Annotated in this window: 20 protein-coding genes and 2 pseudogenes; 10 read left to right on the top strand and 12 right to left on the bottom strand. The window is 68.7% G+C overall.

Features of this window, described 5'->3' with window-relative positions; genetic code table 11:
* Positions 1 to 39: 39 nt before the first annotated feature.
* A complete protein-coding gene (locus IE262_RS24635) occupies positions 40 to 840 on the bottom strand; it encodes a class I SAM-dependent methyltransferase (RefSeq protein ID WP_189876529.1) in 801 nt (266 codons plus the stop codon).
* Between the two features lie 341 nt (positions 841 to 1,181).
* Between IE262_RS24635 and mshA the strand changes: the two genes are divergently transcribed.
* From mshA to IE262_RS24620, 3 genes are all read left to right on the top strand, one after another.
* Positions 1,182 to 2,522: a D-inositol-3-phosphate glycosyltransferase gene (mshA, locus tag IE262_RS24630; protein ID WP_189876527.1), complete on the top strand. Its 1,341-nt coding sequence runs from the start codon at positions 1,182 to 1,184 to the stop codon at positions 2,520 to 2,522.
* A gap of 157 nt (positions 2,523 to 2,679) precedes the next feature.
* Positions 2,680 to 3,165 (top strand): type III secretion system chaperone family protein, encoded by a 486-nt coding sequence (locus IE262_RS24625; protein ID WP_134033241.1) that lies wholly within the window; start codon positions 2,680 to 2,682, stop codon positions 3,163 to 3,165.
* Between the two features lie 129 nt (positions 3,166 to 3,294).
* Positions 3,295 to 5,001: a glycosyl hydrolase family 28-related protein gene (locus IE262_RS24620; RefSeq protein ID WP_189876526.1), complete on the top strand. Its 1,707-nt coding sequence runs from the start codon at positions 3,295 to 3,297 to the stop codon at positions 4,999 to 5,001.
* Here IE262_RS24620 and IE262_RS24615 read toward each other — a convergent pair.
* Positions 4,994 to 5,818 carry an AraC family transcriptional regulator gene (locus tag IE262_RS24615; RefSeq protein WP_189876525.1) on the bottom strand — a complete coding sequence of 275 codons (825 nt, stop codon included), beginning with the start codon at positions 5,816 to 5,818 and terminating at the stop codon, positions 4,994 to 4,996. The two genes, IE262_RS24620 and IE262_RS24615, sit on opposite strands and share 8 nt — an antisense overlap.
* 50 nt (positions 5,819 to 5,868) lie before the next feature.
* Between IE262_RS24615 and IE262_RS24610 the strand changes: the two genes are divergently transcribed.
* Positions 5,869 to 6,318 carry a DUF2000 domain-containing protein gene (locus tag IE262_RS24610; RefSeq protein ID WP_189876524.1) on the top strand — a complete coding sequence of 150 codons (450 nt, stop codon included), beginning with the start codon at positions 5,869 to 5,871 and terminating at the stop codon, positions 6,316 to 6,318.
* 327 nt (positions 6,319 to 6,645) lie between these two features.
* Here IE262_RS24610 and IE262_RS24605 read toward each other — a convergent pair whose 3' ends face one another.
* Positions 6,646 to 7,011 (bottom strand): hypothetical protein, encoded by a 366-nt coding sequence (locus IE262_RS24605; protein ID WP_189876523.1) that lies wholly within the window; start codon positions 7,009 to 7,011, stop codon positions 6,646 to 6,648.
* A gap of 20 nt (positions 7,012 to 7,031) precedes the next feature.
* Between IE262_RS24605 and IE262_RS24600 the strand changes: the two genes are divergently transcribed.
* A complete protein-coding gene (locus IE262_RS24600) occupies positions 7,032 to 7,214 on the top strand; it encodes a hypothetical protein (protein ID WP_166681583.1) in 183 nt (60 codons plus the stop codon).
* A 296-nt stretch (positions 7,215 to 7,510) separates the two neighbouring features.
* On the opposite strand, the gene IE262_RS24595 is transcribed toward IE262_RS24600, so the two are convergent.
* Complete coding sequence (locus IE262_RS24595; RefSeq protein WP_189876522.1) at positions 7,511 to 8,725, bottom strand: helix-turn-helix domain-containing protein; 1,215 nt, start codon at positions 8,723 to 8,725, stop codon at positions 7,511 to 7,513.
* A 129-nt stretch (positions 8,726 to 8,854) separates the two neighbouring features.
* Entirely contained in the window at positions 8,855 to 10,120 is a 1,266-nt protein-coding gene (locus IE262_RS24590; protein ID WP_189876521.1) for an MDR family MFS transporter, read from the bottom strand.
* Between the two features lie 166 nt (positions 10,121 to 10,286).
* On the opposite strand from IE262_RS24590, the gene IE262_RS24585 reads away from it, so the two are divergent.
* Entirely contained in the window at positions 10,287 to 11,048 is a 762-nt protein-coding gene (locus IE262_RS24585; RefSeq protein WP_134033266.1) for a phosphoglyceromutase, read from the top strand.
* Positions 11,049 to 11,159: 111 nt separating this feature from the next.
* Here IE262_RS24585 and IE262_RS24580 read toward each other — a convergent pair.
* Together IE262_RS24580 and IE262_RS24575 are read right to left on the bottom strand one after the other, a co-directional pair.
* A pseudogene (locus IE262_RS24580) lies at positions 11,160 to 11,985 on the bottom strand (site-specific integrase); the annotation flags it as partial.
* A 113-nt stretch (positions 11,986 to 12,098) separates the two neighbouring features.
* Positions 12,099 to 13,397 carry a lanthionine synthetase LanC family protein gene (locus IE262_RS24575; RefSeq protein WP_189876520.1) on the bottom strand — a complete coding sequence of 433 codons (1,299 nt, stop codon included), beginning with the start codon at positions 13,395 to 13,397 and terminating at the stop codon, positions 12,099 to 12,101.
* A gap of 249 nt (positions 13,398 to 13,646) precedes the next feature.
* Between IE262_RS24575 and IE262_RS24570 the strand changes: the two genes are divergently transcribed.
* Complete coding sequence (locus IE262_RS24570) at positions 13,647 to 14,150, top strand: hypothetical protein (protein WP_189876518.1); 504 nt, start codon at positions 13,647 to 13,649, stop codon at positions 14,148 to 14,150.
* Positions 14,151 to 15,075: 925 nt separating this feature from the next.
* Entirely contained in the window at positions 15,076 to 15,642 is a 567-nt protein-coding gene (gene lepB, locus IE262_RS24565; RefSeq protein ID WP_229877438.1) for a signal peptidase I, read from the top strand.
* 585 nt (positions 15,643 to 16,227) lie between these two features.
* Here lepB and IE262_RS24560 read toward each other — a convergent pair.
* The 3 genes from IE262_RS24560 to IE262_RS24550 all read right to left on the bottom strand — a co-directional run bounded on the left by IE262_RS24560 (position 16,228) and on the right by IE262_RS24550 (position 19,889).
* Positions 16,228 to 17,886, bottom strand: coding sequence for an arylsulfotransferase family protein (locus IE262_RS24560; protein ID WP_229877437.1), 1,659 nt, complete (start codon positions 17,884 to 17,886; stop codon positions 16,228 to 16,230).
* 540 nt (positions 17,887 to 18,426) lie between these two features.
* The gene (locus IE262_RS24555; RefSeq protein WP_189876516.1) at positions 18,427 to 19,041 is read right to left on the bottom strand and encodes a TetR/AcrR family transcriptional regulator; all 615 of its coding nucleotides are present in this window, start codon (positions 19,039 to 19,041) and stop codon (positions 18,427 to 18,429) included.
* Positions 19,041 to 19,889, bottom strand: a complete 849-nt coding sequence (locus IE262_RS24550) for an oxidoreductase (RefSeq protein ID WP_189876514.1) — start codon at positions 19,887 to 19,889, stop codon at positions 19,041 to 19,043. The genes IE262_RS24555 and IE262_RS24550 overlap by 1 nt, the downstream gene beginning before the upstream one ends.
* A gap of 175 nt (positions 19,890 to 20,064) precedes the next feature.
* Here IE262_RS24550 and IE262_RS24545 point away from each other — a divergent pair.
* Positions 20,065 to 20,882, top strand: a pseudogene (locus tag IE262_RS24545) (transposase family protein).
* A gap of 143 nt (positions 20,883 to 21,025) precedes the next feature.
* On the top strand, positions 21,026 to 21,691 hold the full coding sequence (locus IE262_RS24540; protein ID WP_189876512.1) for a DUF4232 domain-containing protein: 666 nt from the start codon (positions 21,026 to 21,028) through the stop codon (positions 21,689 to 21,691).
* Positions 21,692 to 21,825: 134 nt separating this feature from the next.
* On the opposite strand, the gene IE262_RS24535 is transcribed toward IE262_RS24540, so the two are convergent.
* Together IE262_RS24535 and IE262_RS24530 are read right to left on the bottom strand one after the other, a co-directional pair.
* A complete protein-coding gene (locus IE262_RS24535; protein WP_189876510.1) occupies positions 21,826 to 22,074 on the bottom strand; it encodes an SCO4226 family nickel-binding protein in 249 nt (82 codons plus the stop codon).
* A gap of 151 nt (positions 22,075 to 22,225) precedes the next feature.
* The gene (locus IE262_RS24530; protein WP_166681584.1) at positions 22,226 to 22,378 is read right to left on the bottom strand and encodes a hypothetical protein; all 153 of its coding nucleotides are present in this window, start codon (positions 22,376 to 22,378) and stop codon (positions 22,226 to 22,228) included.
* Between the last annotated feature and the right edge of the window lie 66 nt (positions 22,379 to 22,444).

Genomic DNA, 22,444 nt, shown 5'->3' with positions numbered 1-22,444 from the left:
GCGTAAGCCGCGCGCCCCACGTCGGCCGCGCGCCCCACGTCAGCCGCGCGGCGCCAACGCCTCCCAGGCCACGGTGACTTCGCCCTGGCGCCAGCGGGCCGCGCCGTCGCGCACCGGCCAGTCGGCGCGCACGGCGCGCACGGCGCGTATCCAGCGCTGACGGGCGCCGTACGCGGCGTACGGCGCCGCGGTCGCCCAGGCGCGGTCGAAGTCACGGAGGAAGGCGTGCACCGGCTCACCGGGGACGTTGCGGTGGATGAGGGCCTTGGGGAGGCGTTCGGCGAGGTCGGACGGGCGGTCCAGGGAGCCGAGACGGGTGGCGAACGTGACCGTACGGGGGCCCTCCGGGCCGAGTGCGACCCAGACGTGACGGCGGCCGATCTCGTCACACGTGCCCTCGACCAGCAGGCCGCCCCCGGACGTGGTCGTGGCGGGGGCGAGCCGTGCGCGGAGGCGGTCCCAGGCCGCGCTCACCTCGTCCTCGTCGTACTGGCGCAGCACGTTCGCCGCGCGGATCAGGGTCGGCCTGCCCTGCACCGGTACCTCGAAGCCGCCGTGCCGGAAGACCAGCCCCGCCCGCTCGTACGGCCGCGCGGCCGCCACCCGGGCCGGGTCGATCTCCACGCCGACCACGCGGGTGCGGGGGGCGGCCGTGCGCAGCCGCTGGAGCAGCTCGACCGCGGTCCAGGGCGCGGCGCCGTAGCCGAGGTCGACCGCCAGCGGGTCCGCCGCGCGGCGCAGCTCGGCGCCGTGGGTCGCCGCGATCCAGCGGTCCATGCGGCGCAGGCGGTTGGGGTTCGTGGTCCCGCGCGTCACGGTTCCCTGGGGGCGGGTGGGCATGGGTACGAGGGTATGTGGGCGCGGGGTTCCGGGTGCCGTGGGTGTGGGTGGCCCTCGTGGGGGCTGTGCCCCCAGACCCCCATGGATGCGTCTGCCCCACGATGTCGTGGTTCTGCTGCGGGTTTGTTGTGGCTTGTCGCGCCCACGCGGCGGAGCCGCATATCGGCACAGCCCCGGGCCCCCTTGCGTGCAGCTCCCGAACGGTTGAGCGAACCCGGGTAATAGTTCGGCAAAGCGGAAATGCGCCGGGCCGCTCTGGTGTTCCCCCTTTCCGGAGGGTGCCGTGCGCCCTCTGCACGGCATGTCCGCAATTCGGCGCCCGTATCAAGGAGGAACGCCTCGTGAGCCAGTACGTCGGCAGGCTCGGGCGTCGCTCCCCGGCGGCACCCCTGCGGTTGAGGCTGGCCCTCCGCAAGCCTCGTCGCGTCGCGATGCTCTCCGTGCACACCTCGCCGCTGCACCAGCCCGGCACGGGTGACGCGGGCGGCATGAACGTGTACATCGTGGAGCTCGCGCAGCGCCTCGCCGCGATCAACATAGAGGTCGAGGTCTTCACGCGGGCGACGACGGGCGGGCTCCCGCCGGTCGTGGAGCTCGCGCCGGGCGTGCTCGTACGGCACATCGACGCCGGGCCGTACGAGGGGCTGGCCAAGGAGGAGCTGCCGGCCCAGCTGTGCGCGTTCACGCACGGCGTCATGCAGGCCTGGGCCGGTCACCGCCCCGGCTACTACGACCTCGTGCACTCGCACTACTGGCTCTCCGGTCATGTCGGCTGGCTCGCCGCCGAGCGCTGGGGCGCACCCCTGGTGCACGCCATGCACACCATGGCCAAGGTCAAGAACGCGGCTCTCGCCGAGGGCGACACCCCCGAGCCGGCCGCCCGCGTCATCGGCGAGACCCAGATCGTGCGCGCCGCCGACCGGCTCATCGCCAACACCGCCGAGGAGGCCGACGAACTGGTGCGGCACTACGAGGCCGAGCCCACCAAGGTCGCCGTCGTCCACCCCGGCGTCAACCTCGAACGCTTCAAGCCGGCCGACGGTCGTGTCGCGGCCCGCGCCCGCCTCGGGCTCCCGCAGGACGCGTTCGTTCCGCTGTTCGCGGGCCGTATCCAGCCGCTCAAGGCCCCGGACGTGCTGCTGCGGGCGATCGCCGTGCTCCTGGACGAGCGGCCCGACCTGCGGTCGAAGACCGTCGTCCCTGTGGTGGGCGGTCCGAGCGGCAGCGGGCTCGCCAAGCCCGAGGGGCTGCAGAAGCTGGCCGCGCGGCTCGGCATCGCCGACGTCGTACGGTTCCGGCCGCCCGTCGGGCAGGCGCAGCTCGCGGAGTGGTTCCGGGCCGCGTCCGTGCTGGTCATGCCGTCGTACAGCGAGTCCTTCGGGCTCGTCGCCATAGAGGCGCAGGCGGCGGGTACGCCGGTGCTCGCGGCCGCGGTGGGCGGGCTTCCGGTCGCGGTGCGCGACGGGCACACCGGGTTCCTGGTCCAGGGGCACGATCCCGGCGACTACGCGCGCGTGCTGCGCGAGTTCGCCGACCGTCCCGAGCTGCCCGAGCGTATGGGCGCGGCCGCCGCCCGGCACGCCGCGTCGTTCGGCTGGGGCACGGCGGCCTCCGCTACGGCGGATGTGTACATGGCGGCGATGCACAGCTACCGCCACGGTGTGCGCGAGCATCACGGCTGAGGCGTCCGCCACCGCGTACGCCGCTGAGCCCGTACGCCGCTGAGCCCGTACGCCGCTGATGTCGTACGCCGCTGATGTCGTACGCCGCTGGCCCGTACGCCGCTGATGTCGTACGCCGCTGATGTCGTACGTCCCGTACGTCCCGTACGCTCGCCTCATGGCTGACGCAGCGTCGATCATCGAGCAGGTCCTCACCGAGGCCGAGCTGGAGTGGGAGAGCCCCGAGCCCGGCTCCTACGTCGTGAAGCTGCCCGGCACCCGCAAGCTGTCGACGACCGTCTCCTTGATCGTCGGCCGACACTCGCTCTCGCTGAACGCCTTCGTGATCCGGCACCCGGACGAGAACGAGGAGGGCGTCCACCGCTGGCTCCTCGAACGCAACCTCAAGCTCTACGGCGTCAGTTACGCGATCGACCCGATGGGTGACGTGTACGTGGTGGGCAAGCTGCCGCTCGCCGCCGTCACGCCCGACGAGGTCGACCGGCTGCTCGGTTCCGTCCTGGAGGCCGCCGACGGTTCCTTCAACACGCTCCTGGAACTCGGCTTCGCCTCCGCGATCCGCAGGGAGTACGCCTGGCGGGTGTCCCGCGGTGAGTCGACCCGCAATCTGGACGCGTTCACGCATCTGACCCAGCCCCAGTAGACCCCCGGGCCGCTGACCAAGACGCGCTGTGGGGGTGCATGACCCCTTCACGCCCGGCTCGTGACATGTCATGCTCGCGCCCGATGCTGCGCATCTGAACGTCATTCACATCCATGAAAGGCGGGCGGTATGAGCAACACGCGCGAGGGCATGACCAGAAGGGGCTTCGTCGGGGGCGTCGGAGGCACGGCCGCCGCTGTGGCGGGCGGTGGGGTGGCCGGTGCGGTGGCCCCGCCCCCACCCGTACCGCCGCCCGGCGAAGTCCCCACCCTCTGGCGAGAGTTCGCCCGCACCCCCTTCACCCACCCGCAGATCCCGTACGTCGGCCGCGCCGGCTGCCACGGCGGGGCCCGGCGCTTCCCCCGCCGCGCCGTGGTGGCCGACGTGACGGACCACGGCGCCGTGGCGGACGGCACCACGGACTGCGCGCCCGCCATCAACCGCGCCCTCGCCGCCGCCGGACGCGCGGGCGGCGGCACGGTGTTCGTCCCGCCCGGCACGTACCGCATCGACGGCCTCATCCGCATCGGCCACGACAACGTCGTCCTGCGCGGCGCCGGCAGCACCCGTACCAAGCTGTACGCCACCCGGAACCTCACCGAACTCATCGGCGTGTACGGCTCCCGCTACGGCGGCGACAAGTCGTCGTGGTCCTGGGCAGGCGGCACCATCTGGCTGGCCCCCGAGGCCCGCTGGAACTCCCTGGTCACCGCCGTCCAGCAGCGCGACTGGCCCTTCGAGGGCTGGACCGGCAACCGGCGGGACGAGTGGGAGACCCTGACGACGGTCCGGCCCGCACCCCGAGGCACCTGGACGATCACGGTCACCGACCCCACCCGCCTGCGCCCCGGCCGGCTCGTCCTCCTCCGCCTCGCCGACGACCCCGGCCACACGCTCCTGGAGCACATGGCGGGCGGCGGTCCCGGCGCCGAGGCGTACCCCTGGGACCGCCACACCAAGCTCACGTCGTACGTCCCCTACGAGTGGCCCGTCCGCATCGCACACGTACGCGGCAGGAAGGTCACCCTGGAGCGCCCGCTGCCGCTGGACGTGCGCCCGGAGTGGGACCCGCGTCTGACGACCCACGTCAGGGAGCTGACCGGCGCGGGCGTCGAAGGGCTCACCCTGGAGGCGGTCGAGACCCCGCAGTCCCCGCACCTCCTCGACCTGGGCCACAACGGGGTCGTGCTCCAGTGCGCGTACGACTGCTGGGTGGACGACGTGGTCGTACGCCACGTGGACAACGGCTTCGGCCTGGTCGCCGCCTCGGCGTGCACCCTGCGTCGTACGACGGTGGCGGGCCGTGGCTCCCACCACCCGTACTTCTGCCGTGAGGGTTCGCACGACAACCTCATCGAGGACTTCACGATCGAACAGCGCACGATCCCGGCGCCGGCGGGCACCCAACTGCACGGCATCAACGTCGAGGGCCTGTCCTCGTACAACGTCTGGTCGCGCGGCGACATGCGGATGGGCACCTTCGACTCGCACAAGGGCCTGCCCTTTGCCAACGTCCGCACCGACATCACCGTGAACAACAACGGCCGACACGGCGGCGACGCCATCTCCGGCCCGCTCTTCGGCGCCCGCTTCACGCACTGGAACATCAGGGTGACCAACGAACGCGCCGGAATGATCAAGATCGACGGCCTGGCCCCGTACAGCGCGACGGTGGCCGTCAACAAGGTGCGCGAGTTCGACCAGATCGACGTGCCCGACTTCACAGGGGATCTGCACGCGCGCCTGGAGCTGTACGGCACGACGGACGCTGACGCCGTACGGCCGCGCAACCTGTACGAGGCGCAGCGCGCGCTGCGGGCGCTGCGGATCAGGTGAGGGAGGCGGAGGTGCGGGCGTAACGACCGGGCGGTACCCCCACCCACCGCTTGAAGTGGCGTGTGAGATGGGCCTGGTCGTAGAAGCCGCTGAGGGCGGCCACTTCGCCCGGCGGTTGCCCGGCGAGCAGCAGCCGGCGGGCGTGCTCGACCCGTCGTGACATGAGGTACTGGTGCGGTGCGATCCCGAAGGCGGTACTGAACGCCCGTACGAGATGGGCGGGATGCGCGTGGACCAGCGCCGCGGCCTCACCGAGGGTCACACCCTGCGCGGTCCGCTCGTCGAGCAGTTCGCGGAGCCGGCGGGCGAGGGGACGGTCGTCGGGGTGGAGCTGACGCACCGGCCGGGGGCGCAGATGGTGCCGCAACCGCTCCCTCACCAGCACGAGCCTGCTCTCCGCCTCCAGCTCGTCCCCGGGGTGCGCGAGCGCGGTGTGCAACTGGCCCACGCGCCGCCGCAGCAGCGGATCACGCAGATCGGGCTCGTCGACCGCCGCCCCGATGAGACTCGTATCGAGGGCGCCCGGCTCCAGGTACAGCACCCGCTTGCGGAAGCCCGCCTCCGTGACCGGTTCCCCGTTGTGCGGCACGTGCGGCGGCAGCAGCGTCACCGTGCCGTGCGGGGTGCCGTGCTCGTGCCGGTCGAGGTCGTACCGTACGGCGCCGTCGTCGACGACGAGCAGTGTCCAGGCGTCGTGGACGTGCATGGGGTACGCGTACTCGGTGTAGTGCGCGTGGAAGACCTCGACGACGCCGGGGACGCGGGGCTGCCAGGCGGTGACGTCGCGGATGTGTCTGCGTTCCGCTCCGAGGGACATGCAAAGAACGTACAAGACGCTGCCGTACGGCGATCGGCACTGTTCGTTGCATGAGCACTGAGAACGACGCCGACAACCACCTCGCGCCCATCCGCTTCGACACCAAGATCGCCGTGCTGCTGAGGGAGGACCTGGAGCCCTGGCAGCGCCTGAACGTGACCGCCTTCCTCGTGAGCGGCCTGGGCTCGGAGCTCCCGGAGGTGGTCGGCGAGGCGTACGAGGACGGGGACGGGGTCCCGTACCTGCCGATGTTCCGCCAGCCGGTACTGATCTTCGAGGGCACCAAGGAGACCCTGAGGGCGGCCCACACCCGAGCCCTGTCCCGGGCCCTGCCCCGCGCCCTGTTCACCTCGGACCTCTTCACCACCGGCAACGACCGCGACAACCGCGCGGCGGTACGGGCCGTGGGCACGGGGGAGCTGGACCTGGTGGGCCTGTCGGTGTACGGACCGAGGAACGCGGTGGACAAGGTGCTGAAGGGGGCGCGGATGCATCCGTGACCGGGCCGTCCGGCAGGACGATCTTCCCCTCCGCGACCATCTGCCGCATCCGCTCCACCGCCGCGCACCGGCGAGAGCGATCGGTGACCTCTCGAAGCGCTGCACTCACCGTGTCTTCCTTGTCTTCCGTGTCTTCCTTCGTGCTCGTGCCGAGGTGACATGCCGCCTCGGCAAAGGCGTCGTCGTCGAGGTCGATCACGGTGTGGGACATGGCGCCTCCATGGTGTGTGCCTACAGCTCGTGGATGGGTGCTCTCCAACCCAGTGCCGGGGTGCGCTTTCGAGAGAGACATCGAGCGCACCCCGGCACGCTTGGTGTTCTGCTCGCTCAGGGGGCCATGTTGTCGTCTTCTCGCGGCCCCCTGTTGTCGTCGCTGTCGTCGCTGTCGTCGAGCACCGGGAGCCGGGCGCCACGGCTCTCGGCGACGCGGAGGACGTCGCGCAGGGACTCGGTCAGTCGCGCGGAGAGGTACCGGAGTTCTACGGGCCCTGTCTTGGGATCGCTGATCAACTCTTGTGCGTGGCCGAGCAGTTGGTTGCCCATGGCGAGCTGAACGGACTCGACGTTGTCGGCGAGCCGGGTGACGTAGCCGCCGCCGTGGTCGTCGGTGAGGAGGTAGCAGGGTTTCCCGTCGGTGCCGGACCAGGGGAGGAGGCGGGTGATGGTGGACCTGGTCTTCGCGGAGTTGTTCATTACGCGGCCACCTTCATCCCGTGGATCCAGCGCGGGCCGACGTCGATTCCGTGCACGGCGAGCCACAGGGTGCGACGGCGCTGGCGCTGCTGCTGACGGTGGCGCTTCTGAGCGTGTCGTTCGGCGGGGGTGAGGACGTAGGGGCGTACGAGGGGGGAGTCCTCGCCCCGGAGGAGGTGTGGGCGGGGCGGTGGGGCGGCTGAGCGCGGCTCGGTGGGCGCGGTGTTGGTGGTCGGTGAGGGTGGGGCTGCGATGCCGCGACGAGCTGCGCGATGCCGGCCGCGCGGGGGCAGCATCAGTCTCAGCAGCAGCGTGCAGAGGAGGGCGATACAGTGCGCCATGTCTACCTGCCTTCGTCAGGTGGGCCATGCCCCCGGGCCGCATGCAGCGCGGTCGCGGGGGTCCGCCATTTTTGACGGAGCCGTAACGCTAAAGAGAGATGTCCGGTACGGACAGTGACGCACCGTGCCATTTCGCAGGGCGGGTAGGACAGCGCGTCCTACCCGTCGAGGTGCAAGCGGTCTGCGAGTTCCGTGATGGGGGACGTACGACGACGCTCCCGGCCCCGCAACTCGGCAACGAGCCGACGACTCGTGGAGTGGTAGCGCATCCACTCGGGAGCGGTGCGCTCAGCGGTGAGCAGTGCTTGGAACGCACCGTCGTCCTTGTCCAGTTCGGCGTAGGCCAGCGCCCGGTCGACGTGGAACCTCGCGCGCCAAGTTGGTGGCAGAGACGCCAGATCCGGTACGGCTCGGGCTGCGCGCAGCGCGTCCGAGCTTTCTCCCATCTCCACAAGGAAGTTGACCTTGGCCACACCGGCATTGGTCGGGCCGAACGGCGTGGCGTAGTCGATCCGGTCCGTGCCGATCCGGGCGGCCGCCGCGCCGGCCATGTTGAGGAGGTCTCGCACCGTGTCCCGCCGTTCCAGCCGTACGGCTGCGGTTGCGGCGCGGAGCAGGAGGATTCCCCAGAGCGCGAGTTCAATGGGTTGGGAGCGGAAGGTGGGTTCGATGCGTTCGGCTGCTGTGGTCGCGACGCGTTCGGCATCCGCGAGTCGGCCTTGCTTGGTGAGCACCCAGGCGAGGCTGGAGAATCCGACGGTTTCGAGATGTGGGTCGTCCCCCTGCCGAGCGGCCTCCATCGACCGCTCAAGAGCGGTGAAAGCGGCGTCTTCCTTGCCCAGTGCTGTCAGAGTGGTGGCGGCGACTTGATAGGCCTCGGCAAGGACGGATTGGGCGGCAGCAGCCTGACTGCTGCCGTGAGTCCGAGTTGCGGCTTTGGCATCTCGGATCAACTGCGGCAGAAGACAGCCGATTTCTCCTATGCGTCCCTCGCGCCGAATGCGCTCGGTGGACTGTAGCGAGGCCCGCAGCTCTTCGATCGAGGGAGGATCCTCCGGGTCCCGCTCTTCGCCGAGCAGATCGGAGACGGGAGAGACAGCCTGTCGCAGGGCGAGGACAGAAGGCTGATTGTCCTCGTTTCGCACCTCGAAGGTAGCGGGCTGTCCCATCAGTGTGGACGGCTCCACGTCCAGAGCGCGCGCGAGCGCGTTGAGTGTGGTGAGGCGGGCGGTCTGCCGAACTCCCTGTTCCAGCTTGCGGACAACATCGACTGAGAGCCCTGCACGTTCGGCCAGCCCTTCCTGTGTCAGCTTCCGGCGCACACGCAGCCGGGCGATGCGGTCTCCGATGCCGGATTCTTCGTGAGCCTGCATGGTCACCCCCGTGGCGAGGTCTTACCACCACGCTACGGGAGCGAGCCTTCCACGTGGCGCACACCGGCCCCCTCTCGCCGCGCACAGAGCAGTGCCGTGACGATGCACGCGCCGACCGGGCCGGGCAGGTCAGGCCGCCTGCTCGGGTACGGGCTTCGCCACCGGAGACTCCGACCCCTGAGCCGAAGGCTCCTCCACCGGCACCCGCCGCATCAGCACCCCATACCCCACCCCCGCCACGGTCCCCACCACGGCGCACAGTCCCCAGAGCCACTCCGCGCCCCACCGGTCGATGACGAACCCGGACATCAGCGGCGCGACCAGCGCGGCGACGGACCAGGACATCGTGTACATGCCCTGGTAGCGGCCGCGCCCCTGTACGGGTGAGAGGCTCACGACGAGGCCGGTCTGCGTGGGCGCGTTGACGATCTCGGCCAGGGTCCACACGCACACCGTGAGGGCGAACACGCCGACCGAACCGGCGAAGGCGGTGAGCCCGAAACCGTACCCGGCGAGGACGGACGAGATCACCAGCAGCCGGCGCGGGTCCCGGTGCTCGATGAAACGGGTGACCGGGAGCTGGAGGACGACGATCAGGACGCCGTTGAGCGCGATGGCCATCCCGTAGTCGGCAGGGGTGAAACCCGCCTCGCCCATCGCGACCGGGAGCCCGACCGAGCCCTGCTGGAAGATGAGCGCGACCAGGAAGGACAGCCCGACGACGGCCATGAAGCGCCCGTCGCGCAGAACGGTGCCGAGCCCGACCTCGGGCCCGCCCGCGGACTCCTTGGCGGTGGACGTGGGCCGCGATTCGGGCACCTTGGCGAAGACGACGATCGCGCAGGCCATGGTCATGCCGGCCTCGATCAGAAACCCCGCGAGATAGCTGACCTCGGCGATGAACCCCGCGGCCGCGGACGAGACGGCGAAACCGAGGTTGATCGCCCAGTAGTTGATGGAGAAGGCGCGGACGCGGTCCTCGGGCCGCACGATGTCCGCCATCATCGCCTGGACGGCGGGCCGGGAGGCGTTGCTGGCCGCGCCCACCAGGAAGGCGACGCCGGCGATCGCGACGGGGTCGCGCACGAAGCCGAGCAGCGCCACGAAGACGGCCGTGGAGGCCTGGGCGACGAGCAGCGTGGGCCGCCGCCCGAGCCGGTCGGCCATGACGCCGCCACCGAGCGAGGAGATGACACCGCCGAGACCGTGCAGGGAGGCGACGAGACCGGCGTACGAGGCGGAGTAGCCGCGGTCGAGCGTGAGGTACAGGGCCATGAAGGTGGCGACGAAACCACCGAGCCGGTTGACCAGCGTGCTGGTCCACAGCCACCAGAACTCGCGGGGCAACCCCGAGACGCTCTCACGGACGGCACGTCTCAGGGCGGTGACTGGCATAGGGGTCCCCCACGGAAGAAGCTGACACACAGAAGTAAGTGGCGCTGGGCGATGCCACACATTACGAGCGCTGCGTGGGCAGGACCACTCAATTAACAAACGCAGTCAAACGTCCGCCTGGTGGCCGCCCGCCCAAGCGATCAAGAGGTTGGATTACGCTCGGGCCATGGCCGACGCACCGTACAAGCTGATCCTCCTCCGCCACGGCGAGAGCGAGTGGAACGAGAAGAACCTGTTCACCGGCTGGGTGGACGTCAACCTCACCGCGAAGGGCGAGAAGGAGGCGACGCGCGGCGGCGAGCTGCTGAAGGACGCCGGCCTGCTCCCTGACGTGCTGCACACCTCGCTCCAGAAGCGCGCGATCCGCACCGCCCAGCTGGCCCTGGAGGCCGCGGACCGCCACTGGATCCCGGTCCACCGCAGCTGGCGCCTGAACGAGCGGCACTACGGCGCCCTCCAGGGCAAGGACAAGGCGCAGACACTCGCCGAGTTCGGCGAGGAGCAGTTCATGCTGTGGCGCCGCTCGTACGACACCCCGCCGCCCCCGCTTGAGGACGGCACCCAGTACTCCCAGTCGGACGACGCGCGCTACGCGACCATCCCGCCGGAGCTGCGCCCCCGCACCGAGTGCCTGAAGGACGTCGTCCAGCGCATGCTCCCGTACTGGTACGACGGCATCGTCCCGGACCTCCTCGCCGGCCGCACGGTCCTGATCGCGGCCCACGGGAACAGCCTCCGCGCCCTCGTCAAGCACCTCGACGGCATCTCGGACGCCGACATCGCGGGCCTGAACATCCCGACCGGCATCCCCCTCTCCTACGAACTGGACGCCGACTTCAAGCCGCTGAACCCGGGCGGCACCTACCTCGACCCCGAGGCCGCGGCGGCCGCGATCGAGGCGGTCAAAAACCAGGGCAAGAAGAAGTAAGCCTGCACGGAGAAGCCCCCTACCTGCGGGTTCTCCGCCGGTAGGGGGCTTATTCGTGGCCGTTGGCCGTCTCTGGGCCGCCATGCGGGACGGGCCGGACCGGGCCGTGCCGAAGACGGCAGCCACGGCCTTGCACGTGCGTTCCTGGCTGGAAGGCATGAGGTGTGCGTAGACGCGCAGCGTCGAGGAGCACAGAGGCGTAGAAGTGGCGGAGGAGACGCATGCCGTTCTCGCGGTACTCGGCGTATGACTCGCCCGGCTTCCGCTCAGGGATCACCCACGAAGCCAGTGCCCGTTTCCACACCTCCTCATTGAGGAACGTCCGCCCGACGTGACCGGCGCGTGGCCCGGTGAAGACCAGCCGCTTGGTGACCGGAGGCCCGTCGGCCACCTTCCACGGCAAGGTGATCTCGACGGGCGGGCACCGCTTCATGTGTGCCTGGAGGGCATCAGCGGGCCGGGAAGCGGACGTCCAGCAGCTTGCCGCCTTTGGGCGGAGCGAACACGGCCTTGCTCCGGCTCAGCTTGAGGTGCTGGACCACGTGGAGCGTCTCTGACTCGAAGTCGATCGCGTCGACGGCGACGCCGAGGATCTCGCCCTGACGAAGCCCGCAGCCGCCGCCCAGGTCGACCATGGCTTCGTAGCGCTCAGGCATGGCGGCCTGGACGGCGAAGACGCGTTCCGGAGTGGCAGGCCGGAGCGAGCGGCGCAGGGGTTTCGGGGAAGGTGGCCGCTGTCCACGGCCGCGCTGAGTGCGGCGCGCACGTTGGTGTAGATCGTCCGAGCGTAGGAGCCACGGACGCCGTTCTCCTGGAGCTTGCGCACCCAGTCACGGAGGTGGGCAGGCTGGAAGGAGCTGAGAGGGCGCGCACCCAGGAACGGGAACGCGTGCAACCGGAGCTGCGACTTCATCGAGGCCTGGGTGTCGGGTCGGGCGCAGGTGTCGCCGGAACAGGGCGCAAGACCAGGCGGCCGCGTCGGTGAACGGTCCTGTAGTAGCTCCGTTCGACACCGACACGGTTTACAGACAGGCTTGCGCACCCGATACGTCACAACACGGCGTCGGTACCACGGCGGAGGGTCGTTGCCTGAGCGGGCACCGGAGGCTGGTCCGGCCAGGCGAACGCGTACCGGGGATCGCCCCCTCGGCTCAGTCGCACGAAGCGTAGGAGTTCGCGGACGATGCCCGCGTTGCCCATGGCCCAGCCTGTGCACGGTTCGAGGTTGCTCGGGGTGGCCCGGTGCTCGAAGTTGGACCAGCGAGCGCCGTCACTGTCCCGGATCGCGCGGGCGGCGAGGTCCGCGACGAGGACGTGGGCGAAGTCGTGTGGGTCCTGCTGTTCGGCGATCCGGTCGCAGGCCAGGGCGAGGACGCCCGCAGTGCCGCAGCAGCGGCCGTTGTTGTCCCAGAAGCCGGGGCGCAGCCGCTGGGGTAGGCCGGAGTGGGTGACAGTGTGCCAGCAGCGGTCGGCGAGGGCGGGCCAGACAGGGTCGGCCGTGATGTCCCGCAGTACCCGGAAGACTTGGGCGTCGCCGGCCGGGCCGTGGCACCAGCCGTAGCTGATGGGCTCGATCACATCGGGGCGGTACTGAGGGGTGGAGTGCAGCACCAGGAAGCCCTCCGGCCCTGCTTCGTCACGTGCCATGACGTCCGCAGCACCGGCCAGCGCCAGTTCGACCAGGTCCGCACGGCCGGTGGCCCCGCCGACCCGGGCAAGCGCCAGGACGATGCCGAGGGTGCCGTGGGAGACGTGATGCAGACGGGAGTCGATGCCGGTGCGATGGGCCCAGTGGACGCCCGCCGGAGTCTGTTCCGCCGTCCGCAGATACGGCTCCATGGCGAGGACGGCCAGTTCGGTGTCGCCGGCCAGGAGTGCCCCGAGGCCGATCCCCGCGTTGCCGCCCATCAGCTCGAACAGATCGCCCCAGCGGGTGCCGTCGAAGCGTGACCGCACGAGTTCCAACGCGCGGTCGGCGGCGGCGCCGGCGGCCGTGTCGCCGAGTTCTTCGTGAAGGGCCCGCAGGACGAGCGCCATTCCGGTGCGGCCGAAGTAGAGAGAGTCGTCGTCGATGCCGTCGACGGAGTGCGCGAGGCTGCGGGCGGCGCGCAGGGCGGCGTCGGCGTAAGAGTCGTCGCCGAAGTGCCGCCACGCCTCCAGGAGCACGGGGACGTTCCCGGCCGTACCGCTGTAGAGCATTGGGTCGAGCTCGTTGTCCGAGGGCCTGGTCGTCCAGGCGAGGCCTCCTTCGGAGGTTTCTCGCGCCGCCTCGGTCAGCCACCGCAGCCCGTCCACCGCGAGTCCCTCGACCTCGTCGACTGCCACGCGCGTGGCTTCTGATGCCGTCACGGGCCCACTCTCGCATCATCGTCCGGACCCGCCCAGAGGGCGGTGGCGCTCCGCAACCACGGTGAAAGCAGCCAAACCACCAAGAGGCCGCAGCCAGTCACTTGCCCAGGTCAGCGTCCAAGCCAGCCACAAATGACCACAGCTTCCCAAGCTGAGGGCGCTGCAGTGCCGTCGAACCCTGTGGTACAGCAGCCTCCCGCGCACCCCACCATGGCCGAGGGCAACTCCAGAGCCCGGGGAGGAGGACGCATGGCGGACAACGAGGCAGCAGTCCGTGCTGTGGCGCACCGCGCTGACCACGTGTACTGGGTACGGGAGTGGCCCGACAAGCCGACCTGGCGGGACCGGCTTCGCCGATGGATAGATCCCGCGCCGTACCACTTCGCCCGGACCGCCACCCCACCAGAACCCTGGGTCGACCGGCCCGCCGGCTACTTCGAGCGAACGGGCTGGCGCATCCGTGCGGCCTACGTCAGATCCGACCTGGCCTTCGAGGTCGAGTACGTGGTCTGCAATGCATGCAAGATCGGCTGGGTTGAGGCGCCTCACTCCTACGAGGGCTACAAGCGTTACGGCCTCGCCTCAGCCGCTCTCCGGTCTCTGCGCCATGCCTACCCAGGAGTCCAGTGGCACACGGGCGGCGGCCATTTCCGCGAGGCCGAGCCCTTCTGGAATTCCGTCTGCGTCGGCGTGCCCGGAGGCTACACCCAGCGGGAAAGATGCTGTCATGTGGAACCGGGACGAGCGCGGTGAGCCTGAAGACACTCCCAGGGGCGTGACCAGGAACCCGTGATGGCCGCCCGTCTCAGTTTCCGTCTCATTCAGCCCCGTTCACGGCGGTCCAGACGAGACCAGGAGTCGGGGGGAGCCCACGAGCGGGCCGCCCATGCAAGCAGGTGAACGGCCCTGTACGCGGCCTTGCGAGCCACCACCACAGTTGGAAAGCGTGTGCCTGCGGTCGACGTACGGCACTGATTGGTGCGCGGTCGGCGCGGACAGGTCTCACTCTTGGCCATCGACGAAGCACGACCGTTGGTTAGGTCCCGGGTTGGTCCCGGGCCGCCCCCAGACAGAGCCGGGGATGCAACTGCTCTACGGAACCGGGTACCTCGGAAGCCGACCGCGCCTCTGAAAACTCTAGCCACGGGCACTGACAGCCGACCTGCGAACGTGGCACTCCTCACTTGTGTTCCGCTCACCCCGCACCAGATCGAGCGGGGAACAGCGAGGAACCCCGGTGACAGCAGCTGAGCCCGACGGTGCCACGATCCGACCGTTCGCCCAGGGCAGCGCACGAACCGACCACAACTGGTGCTCACCTTGAAGCACAGGGGGTGAGTGTCTGCTGGTCCCGGAATCCACGCAGGTCACAGGCTCGCCGCAGTGAGCCGCCGCACGCCGGGGACTTTGGCCATCACTCGCGCGTGGGTCGGCGGTGCACGGGACGGGAGCTGGGGCGAGTGGCGGCTGAGGAGAGGAGTCGACCGCGGGTGATCAGCGCGGGCAGGAGCTGGGTGCGTTTCTGTACCGAGGTCGCATAGCCTCTGCTGGCCCGCACAGCCGTCGGGCGATTCGAGGGGGAGGGATGCTCATGCGGCAGCGAAGAACGATCGCTAGGTTGAGAGATGTGGCCTGGGTGTTGGCGCCATTCGGGTTGGTCCTCCTGGTAGGGGCCATCGTGTACACCCTCGCGAACTACAAGATGGTCACAGAGATGGGCGACTCGATGAGGCCCACATTCCGCCCGGGTGATCGACTGCTGATCGAGCAGATCGACGCGACCGAGATACGTCGAGGTGATGTCGTACTCATCGATCCGCCCGAGCGCTATATGGCGGAACCGGTGTTGCGTCGGGTCATCGGGATAGGTGGCGATCACGTGGTGGGGGCTGGGAACCGGGTCACGGTGAACGGAAAGCCACTCGACGAGCCATATGTGACGGATGTCTACGAGGACCCGGGGGTCGACCCGTACGACGTGAAGGTCCCGGAGGGGCGGTTGTTCGTGCTCGGCGACCACCGTGCGAACTCCAACGACTCGCGTTACCACCTCCGTGAGCAGTCAGGCAGCTTCGCGGCCTCCGGAGTGCAGGGGCGAGTAATGGAGAACTCCGCCGCGCCAACAACGCTGGTGACAATCGGAGGCCTTGGAGTTGCGCTGACTCTGCTCGGCATTGGGGGGTACATAGCCAGACGACGCGCCCAGAGACGGACTCCGCCCGCTGCACCATGGCTCGTGGCCTGAGCACCTCGCCTCAGCTGGGGAACCTGTCCCACCACCGAGTGTCCATCTCGGGCCAGCCTTACAGCAGCAAAGTACGGCAACCACAGCAAAACCGACCTCGTCCGTGACGCCCTCCGGAGGCCATGGCGCGACCGCTATGACCACCGCCGACCCATCCATATAGAGCTACGGATCAGAAGGTCACGACGCGAGGCTGCCAGGATTCCCGAGCAGCGAAAACCAGCTCACCAAGATCTCTGACAAGACCCCGGGCAAGAAGAAGTAGGAGTGCGGTGAGAATGCCCCCGACCTGCGCCTTACGGCCCGGATCGGGGGCATTCTCACGGCCAGGGCGGCCCCACTGTGGGCTGTCCGCTGCGTTGCCCGCCATGACGCAACTCGGACCCGTTGCCGGAGGTGCATACCTACCTCTGTGGTCCTCGACCGCGTGATGAGATTGATCGTCTCCTTGATGTGCTCCGGAAGCGGCGCCATCAGCGGAGTCCATTACTTTGCGTACCACTTGCCGTTGAGATCGCCGGGCCGCATTCCCAGATGTGTCCGGCGGTAGGGATCGGGATGGGTCTCCGTCATGGACGCAAGCCTTCAACGGTTCAGGCGCACGATGTCGGAGGACTTGAGGACGCGCCCCTCTTCATCCAACGCCTTGACTTGAAAGTATGGTCCGGGATTGTCCGTCGGGATCGCCGTCTCGAACCCGGTCCGTTCGGCACATCGCACCACCACCGACATGGAAACGGGGTCCGGTCCTGCCAGCACCTGCCACGCTCTGGTCTGCGTCGAACCGTTCCAGGAAGCGTAGACGACGCTGTGCCCGTCGACGATCCTCGCCGCTGCGCTCGGCGGATAGTAGGGCTTGCCGACCCACTTGTTCCGGAAGGCCCGGTACGAGATGTTCGAGCCAGGCAGTTGCGCGTCGTAGAGCAGGTTCCGCGAGCCGTCGCCCTCGGTGTTCCCCGCCCCCGCGTACTCCGAGTAGTACGGGCTCTGGCCCCATCCGATGAATTCGTTACCGTTGGGAAGTGCCTGCGTGTTTCCCTGGGTCGGTGACTCCAACGGCGGCTGGTGGTAGTAGGTCCGGTCCACGGTCGCCTTCCGGCTGCGGAAGTCGAGGTCGAGGATCAGGCCGTGCGACACCTGTTCGGGGGCGCCGTTGGGCAGGTCGCAGCAGCCGTCGTCGAACATGCTGATCCTGTTCCCCGGCCGGTATCGGGCATCGTGCTGCCAGTAGAAGTCCGCGTTCGGGCCGAAAGTGAAGTCGCTTTTCTTCCCTCCGATCTGATAGCGGATTCTCCCGGATCTCTTGTTGACGTCATAGATCGCCCACATGTTCCGGGCCGAGATCAGCAGTCGGCCGTCAGGTCCCTCGTCGACGGAGTTGATGTGAAAGGCATCCCACACGCCGTCGGACGACGACGCGCTGGAGACCGGCTCTTCGGAGTCCGCGGGGTCCAGGTGGTCCAGTGCGTTCCACGAGAAGAGCAGTCGGCCCGTGGCCAGGTCGACCTCCTGAATTTCGCTGTTCTCGATGGAGCCGTTCTTCGGCCCTCCGTAGGGGGTGAGATCCATGGGTACGGGCTTGGATGCGATGAACAGCGCGGTACCCCGGCGGGTCAGGGTGAATTCGTGCTCGTCCGGGTAGTAGCCGTGATGCGCGAAGACCGTCTTGAGCAGACGGTAGTGCGTGTCGTAGATGTAGTAGCACCCGCCCGGCTCCGGGGCACCGGCCGGCAAGTTCGTATACGCCGGGGGGAGAGCGAGAGTTCCTTGCCACCAGGTCAGTACCGGCTGCCCCCTGCGTCGGTTTTTGTCGTAATAGGTTTGGACCTTGAAGTCGGCGTTCTGGAGGTTGGTGGAGGGCAGGGGGCGGAACCAGACTGGATCGCCGGAGTTGTTGTTGATCAGTGCTCCGGTTTGGCCGACCATCTGGTCCGCGCTGAACGGGGCGACGAAGATGTCTCCGCGAGCCGTCCCCGGTTTGTTCGCGGTCACCTTTACTCGCATGGGGTGAAGGGCCGGCTCGGTGACGAAACTCCACACGTCGCTGCCCGACAGAATCGGGGGTGGAGTGCTTTCCGACGGAGGGAAGGGTTTCGTCGCGCACAGTCGGGCGCCCAATTTTGGGCTCGCCGCGGCCGAGGGCACGCAGCTTGCGATGACACACCCCGCTACGAGCAGGCATACTCCGGCAGTGCGGTGGGTCCTTTTTCGTGCCCGGCGATCCCACAGCTCTCGCGTCGCCATTGCCGACCTCCTGGGTGTCTGGGCCCCTGGCGATGCCGCTCAGTCTTCGGACCCTCTGTCCGGTTAAACCCTCCGATCCAGAATGGCCGAGATCGGGAGTTGTCCTCGGGTGACGGTAAGCAGCAAGGGGCCTTTGTGACTTCCTAAAGCCACTCAAGTACGCCATTCGGCAGCGCTGCCTCACTCGGACATGGGACAGTGCCATCGCAGAACCCGAGAGGCGTTTCCTCGGCGACTGTGAACCGGATCCGGCGCAGTAGCCCGAACGTAGTACTGAATCGGCCCTCGGCAGGCGCACTGCCCACCTCTGCGAGCACGAAGAGCGACATGCGATCGACTAAGGGCTGTCCCGTAAGTGACCTTCCAGGTCTCGCACTCTGATCCGGAAGGCCCATACAGGGGAGTTGTGGACGCCGGATCCCGTGGATCGGGCTGGGAGAGGATGTTGTGCCTCGCGGGTTTTCCGGTGGCGGAGTGCCTGGAGGGGGGCCTCGGCGTCACGGGGTTTGGTTTCGCGCCTCACCGTGCACACCAGATGCATCAGGTGATCAGGCCGGCGCTGATCAGCCAGATGTGTTCGCAGGTCGAGGATGCCTTTTGCAACTCCTCGCAGGACTCTTGCGAGGCGTGGTAGAAGGTCCGCTCGATCATCCAGCACAGGGCGCGTGCCATCGCCGACGCTTGCTCTGGTTCGGTGCCGGCCTGAACGCCGGCTCGTTCCAGGACGGTGGCGATGGCCGTGATGAACAAGTCTGCCGTGTGGCTCCACAACTCGCCGATCTCCGGTACGGTCAACGACAGGTCGATCGCCGTGCGCATGACCAGACCGTGCTCGTTCCACAGCTCGACCGTGCGCCGCATGGCTGCTGCGATGGCCTGGCGTGGCTCGTCGGTCTGCGCGGTGGCCCGGGACCGCTCCCACAGGTGCTCAACGGTCCGGGCCACGAGCGCCGTGACCACTTCTTGCTTGGAGCCGAAGTAGAAGTACAGGGCGCCACGTGTGATGCCGGCGCCCTGCGCGATGTCGCCGACGGTCATGGCGTCATAGCCCTGTTGTGCTAGCAGAGCTTCGCAGGTGTCGAGGATGGCCCGCTCCCGGACGTCACCCTTGCGTTCGGTGGTGCGTCGACTCCGCGCGGGGTGGTGGCCGGGCATCAGAGCTGAGCGCCCTCGGCGAAGTCGGTGGTACGGGAGAGCGTCTCCCATGCGCGGATGTCCTCGTCCACGGCCGTGCGCGCGGCGGTGACCAGTCGCAGCGCGTCCGAGCCCAGGACGAGGTGGGCCGGCGGCTGGTCGACCGACGCGATCTGCACGACGGCGTCCCCGGCCTTGGCCGGATTGCCCAGCTGGTTCCCGCTGGCCTTCTGCCGCGCTTCACGGATAGGGGTGAACAGCTCGTCGTAGTCGTCGATGGACCGCGCGGTGCGTGTCATGGACCGTCCGGCCCAGTCGGTGCGGAAGGAGCCGGGCTCGATCGCCGTCACGTGGATCCCGAACTGTGCGACCTCCTTGCCCAGTGCCTCGAGGATGCCTTCCAGGGCGAACTTGCTGCCGCAGTAGGCGGACATGCCGGGCACGGCCATCAGCCCGCCCATGGAGGTGACGGCCATCAGGTGTCCGCGGCGGCGCCGGCGCATGTGGGGCAGTGCTGCCTGCAGGGTGGCCACTGTCCCGAATACGTTGACCTCGAACTGCCGCCGCACCTCGGCCAGCGGCGTTTCCTCGAAGGTGCCCTCCAGGCCGTAGCCCGCGTTGGCGACGACGACATCCAGGGGGCCGACGCTCTGCTCCACCTCCGTGATCACACTCGAGACGGCGGCGTCGTCGGTCACATCCAGGATGCGGCCGTGAGCGTACCCGGGTTTGAGCCCTTCGAAGGCCCGCAGGTCGTCCTCGGAGCGGACCGTGCCGACGACGGTGTGCCCGGCGGTCAGGGCGGCTTGGGCGAAGGCACGTCCAAGGCCTGTGCTGACGCCGGTGATGAGCCACTTCTGCTGCTGCACTGCTCCTCCAGAAAGGTCTCGCGAGGAGCTGGACTGCCCCCTCACCCAGAAAGTCTACACAACGTCGAGTTTTACCAACGTGATGTTGATTCCGTCGCACCCAGCGGCATCATGCTCAGCCGAGGTCAATGCGGCCCCTCACCGACCCGCTCGCCTCGGCTGAAACGATCACGGTGTGGCTGGAATGATCACGGCGTCGGTGCCGTCCTGGACAGGCCCCTTTACGGGGCTGAGCCCGCGCTGCTTCGGCAAGTTGGTAGCCGCAGTACGACGTGAGCAGGCCGCAGATCGACCGCGCGGCCGACCCTGGAGTCTGTCACTGGAGGATCGCGTCCTGCTCGTCACGGCGTACTGGCGCACAAACTTGACGATGCGCCAGCTGGCGCCGCTGTTCGGGATCTCCAAGTCGGCCGCGGACCGCATCATTAACCACCTCGGTCCGCTGTTGGCACTCCGGCAGCGGAGCCGGTTCCGCAGGGACACCGTCCTCATCGTTGACGGCACCCTGGTGCCCACCCGCGACCACTCGGTGGCCGAGCAGTCGAAGAACGATCGATACTCCACGGCCCATCAGGTTGTGATCGATGCCGATACCCGCCGGGTCGTAGTCGTCGGCCGGCCCGTTCCGGGTACCTGGCATGACTCCCGAGGCTGGGAGGAGTCCGGCGCCAAAGCCGCTGTCGGGAACACGATGTCCGCACGGGCGAAGAACTGCCCTCCTGGAAGGAGCAACACAATCGAGCACACAAGCAGATCAGGGCTCGCGTTGAACACGTCTTCGCACGCATGAAGAGCTGGAAGATCCTTCGCGACTGCCGCCTCAAAGGCGACGCCGTCCATCACGCCATGCTCGGCATCGCCCGCCTGCGCATCGAAACGTGCCCTCACCCGGGACGCGTTGCAGGCGTCTTTGACCACGCCGACGACGAGGTGAGCCGGGTCCGCGGTCGCGGCCGCAAGGAGCCCGGCAGAAGCTCCCTCAGGTGTTCGTGATCATGTCACCAGCGTGTGACAGCGGTGTCCTGGAACGAAGGCGCCGGGATCCCTTTGGCTCGCAGCCCCCTCATAGTGATCGAACAAGCACCGCGAAGCCGAAGCCGCTTCGGCCTCAACTCACCGATGACCAAGGGGATTTCATGTCCGGCAACCGTCGCAAGGCCTTCCTCGTCTCCGCAGCCCTCGTGGGCGGCGCCCTGCTGATGACCGCGTGCCAGGACACGGACACGGCCCAGGACACCGGCACCGCGCAGGGGTCTTCGTCCGCCGCGTCCGACTCGTCGACCGCCGGCAGTGGCAAGGGCACCGACAAGGGCAGCGACAAGGGCTCCGACGCGTCGGGCCAGGGAACCGTGGACGGGGCCGGCTCCGGCGCCGACACCGGCAACGGCGAGCGGGAGCCCGTCGGGCAGACCTGCGGCGCCAACGACATCTCCTGGAGCACCAAGTCCGAGACCCAGGCCGGCGGATACATCCTGATCAGCGCGAAGGCGAAGTCGGGGATCAGCTGCTATCTGCCCGCCGCGCTTCCGACCGTGGCGTTCGGGTCCGACGGCACCCAGGCGGGGCCCGCGGAGCAGTCCGTCGGCGAGCAGGTCAAGCTGAGTGGGAGCACCACCGCCTACGCGGGGGTGAAGACGAAGACCACCAACGGAGACGGTGGCAAGGAACTGGACAGCATCATCGTCGGCGTCGGTGACGACGACCCCAACCCGGTGTCCCTGCCGGTCGGCACCATCACTGTCGAGGACCCGATCGTCACCAACTGGCACACCGCCCCTGCGGACGCCGTTCCCTTCAGCTGACGCCGTTCCCTTCAGCTGACCCCCGGGTGGGCCCTTCGGCTGGCCCTCTGGCAGGCCCCCGGCCCCTGCCCGCGCCGCATCGCATCACATCGCATCGCGCCGCGCGGGCAGAGACCGTCGCATGGGTGGGGCACTCACATGCTCAGCGGCACCGGATGGATCTCGTCCGCCTTGTGGCCGGCGCGTTCGTGGACGCGCTGGACCGCTTCGGCCGAAGGGGCCTCGGAGAGGCAGTACACCGTGCCGGACTCCGGGTCCGCCCAGGTCCTCTCGAAGTGGACGTCCTCTTCCTCTTCTATGGCGAGATCGGCCTGGTACGCCTCGCGCATCCGTTCAGCCGTGACGCCCTTCACTCCGTGGTGGACGTCCATGAACCGGGTCATGAGGGTTCGCACCTCCTTCCGAGTCCGCCAGTTATCGTTCGTTCTCTTTCGTAATCTTTCGTTCTATCTCGTTCTCGCGTTCATTCGTTCCCCTTCTCCATGCTGCTCCCGCGCGACGGCAGAGGCGAGCCCACTCGTGGCGCGCCGCGCGTCAGCCGCACTGGCAGGGGCCGCCCGACTGGCAGCCGCAGCCGCAGCCCGAACCGCAGCCGCAGGCGGCGACCAGCGGCAGGGTCCTGATCTCGGCGGGGTGCTCCGTCTCGCGGTCCTGCGTGGGGTCGGGTGTGATGGGGGATTCGGCCATGGGTCCCTCCTCGAAGCTGGTCCTCGAAGGCTGGTGCCTGTGCCCAGTGGACGCCCCTTCCGCTGG

Origin of the sequence: Streptomyces bluensis (genome assembly GCF_014650715.1) — a bacterium.
Classification (GTDB): Bacteria; Actinomycetota; Actinomycetes; order Streptomycetales; family Streptomycetaceae; genus Streptomyces; species Streptomyces bluensis.
The sequence above is the reverse complement of the archived record's forward strand: the minus strand, read 5'-3'. Positions and strand labels throughout refer to the sequence as shown.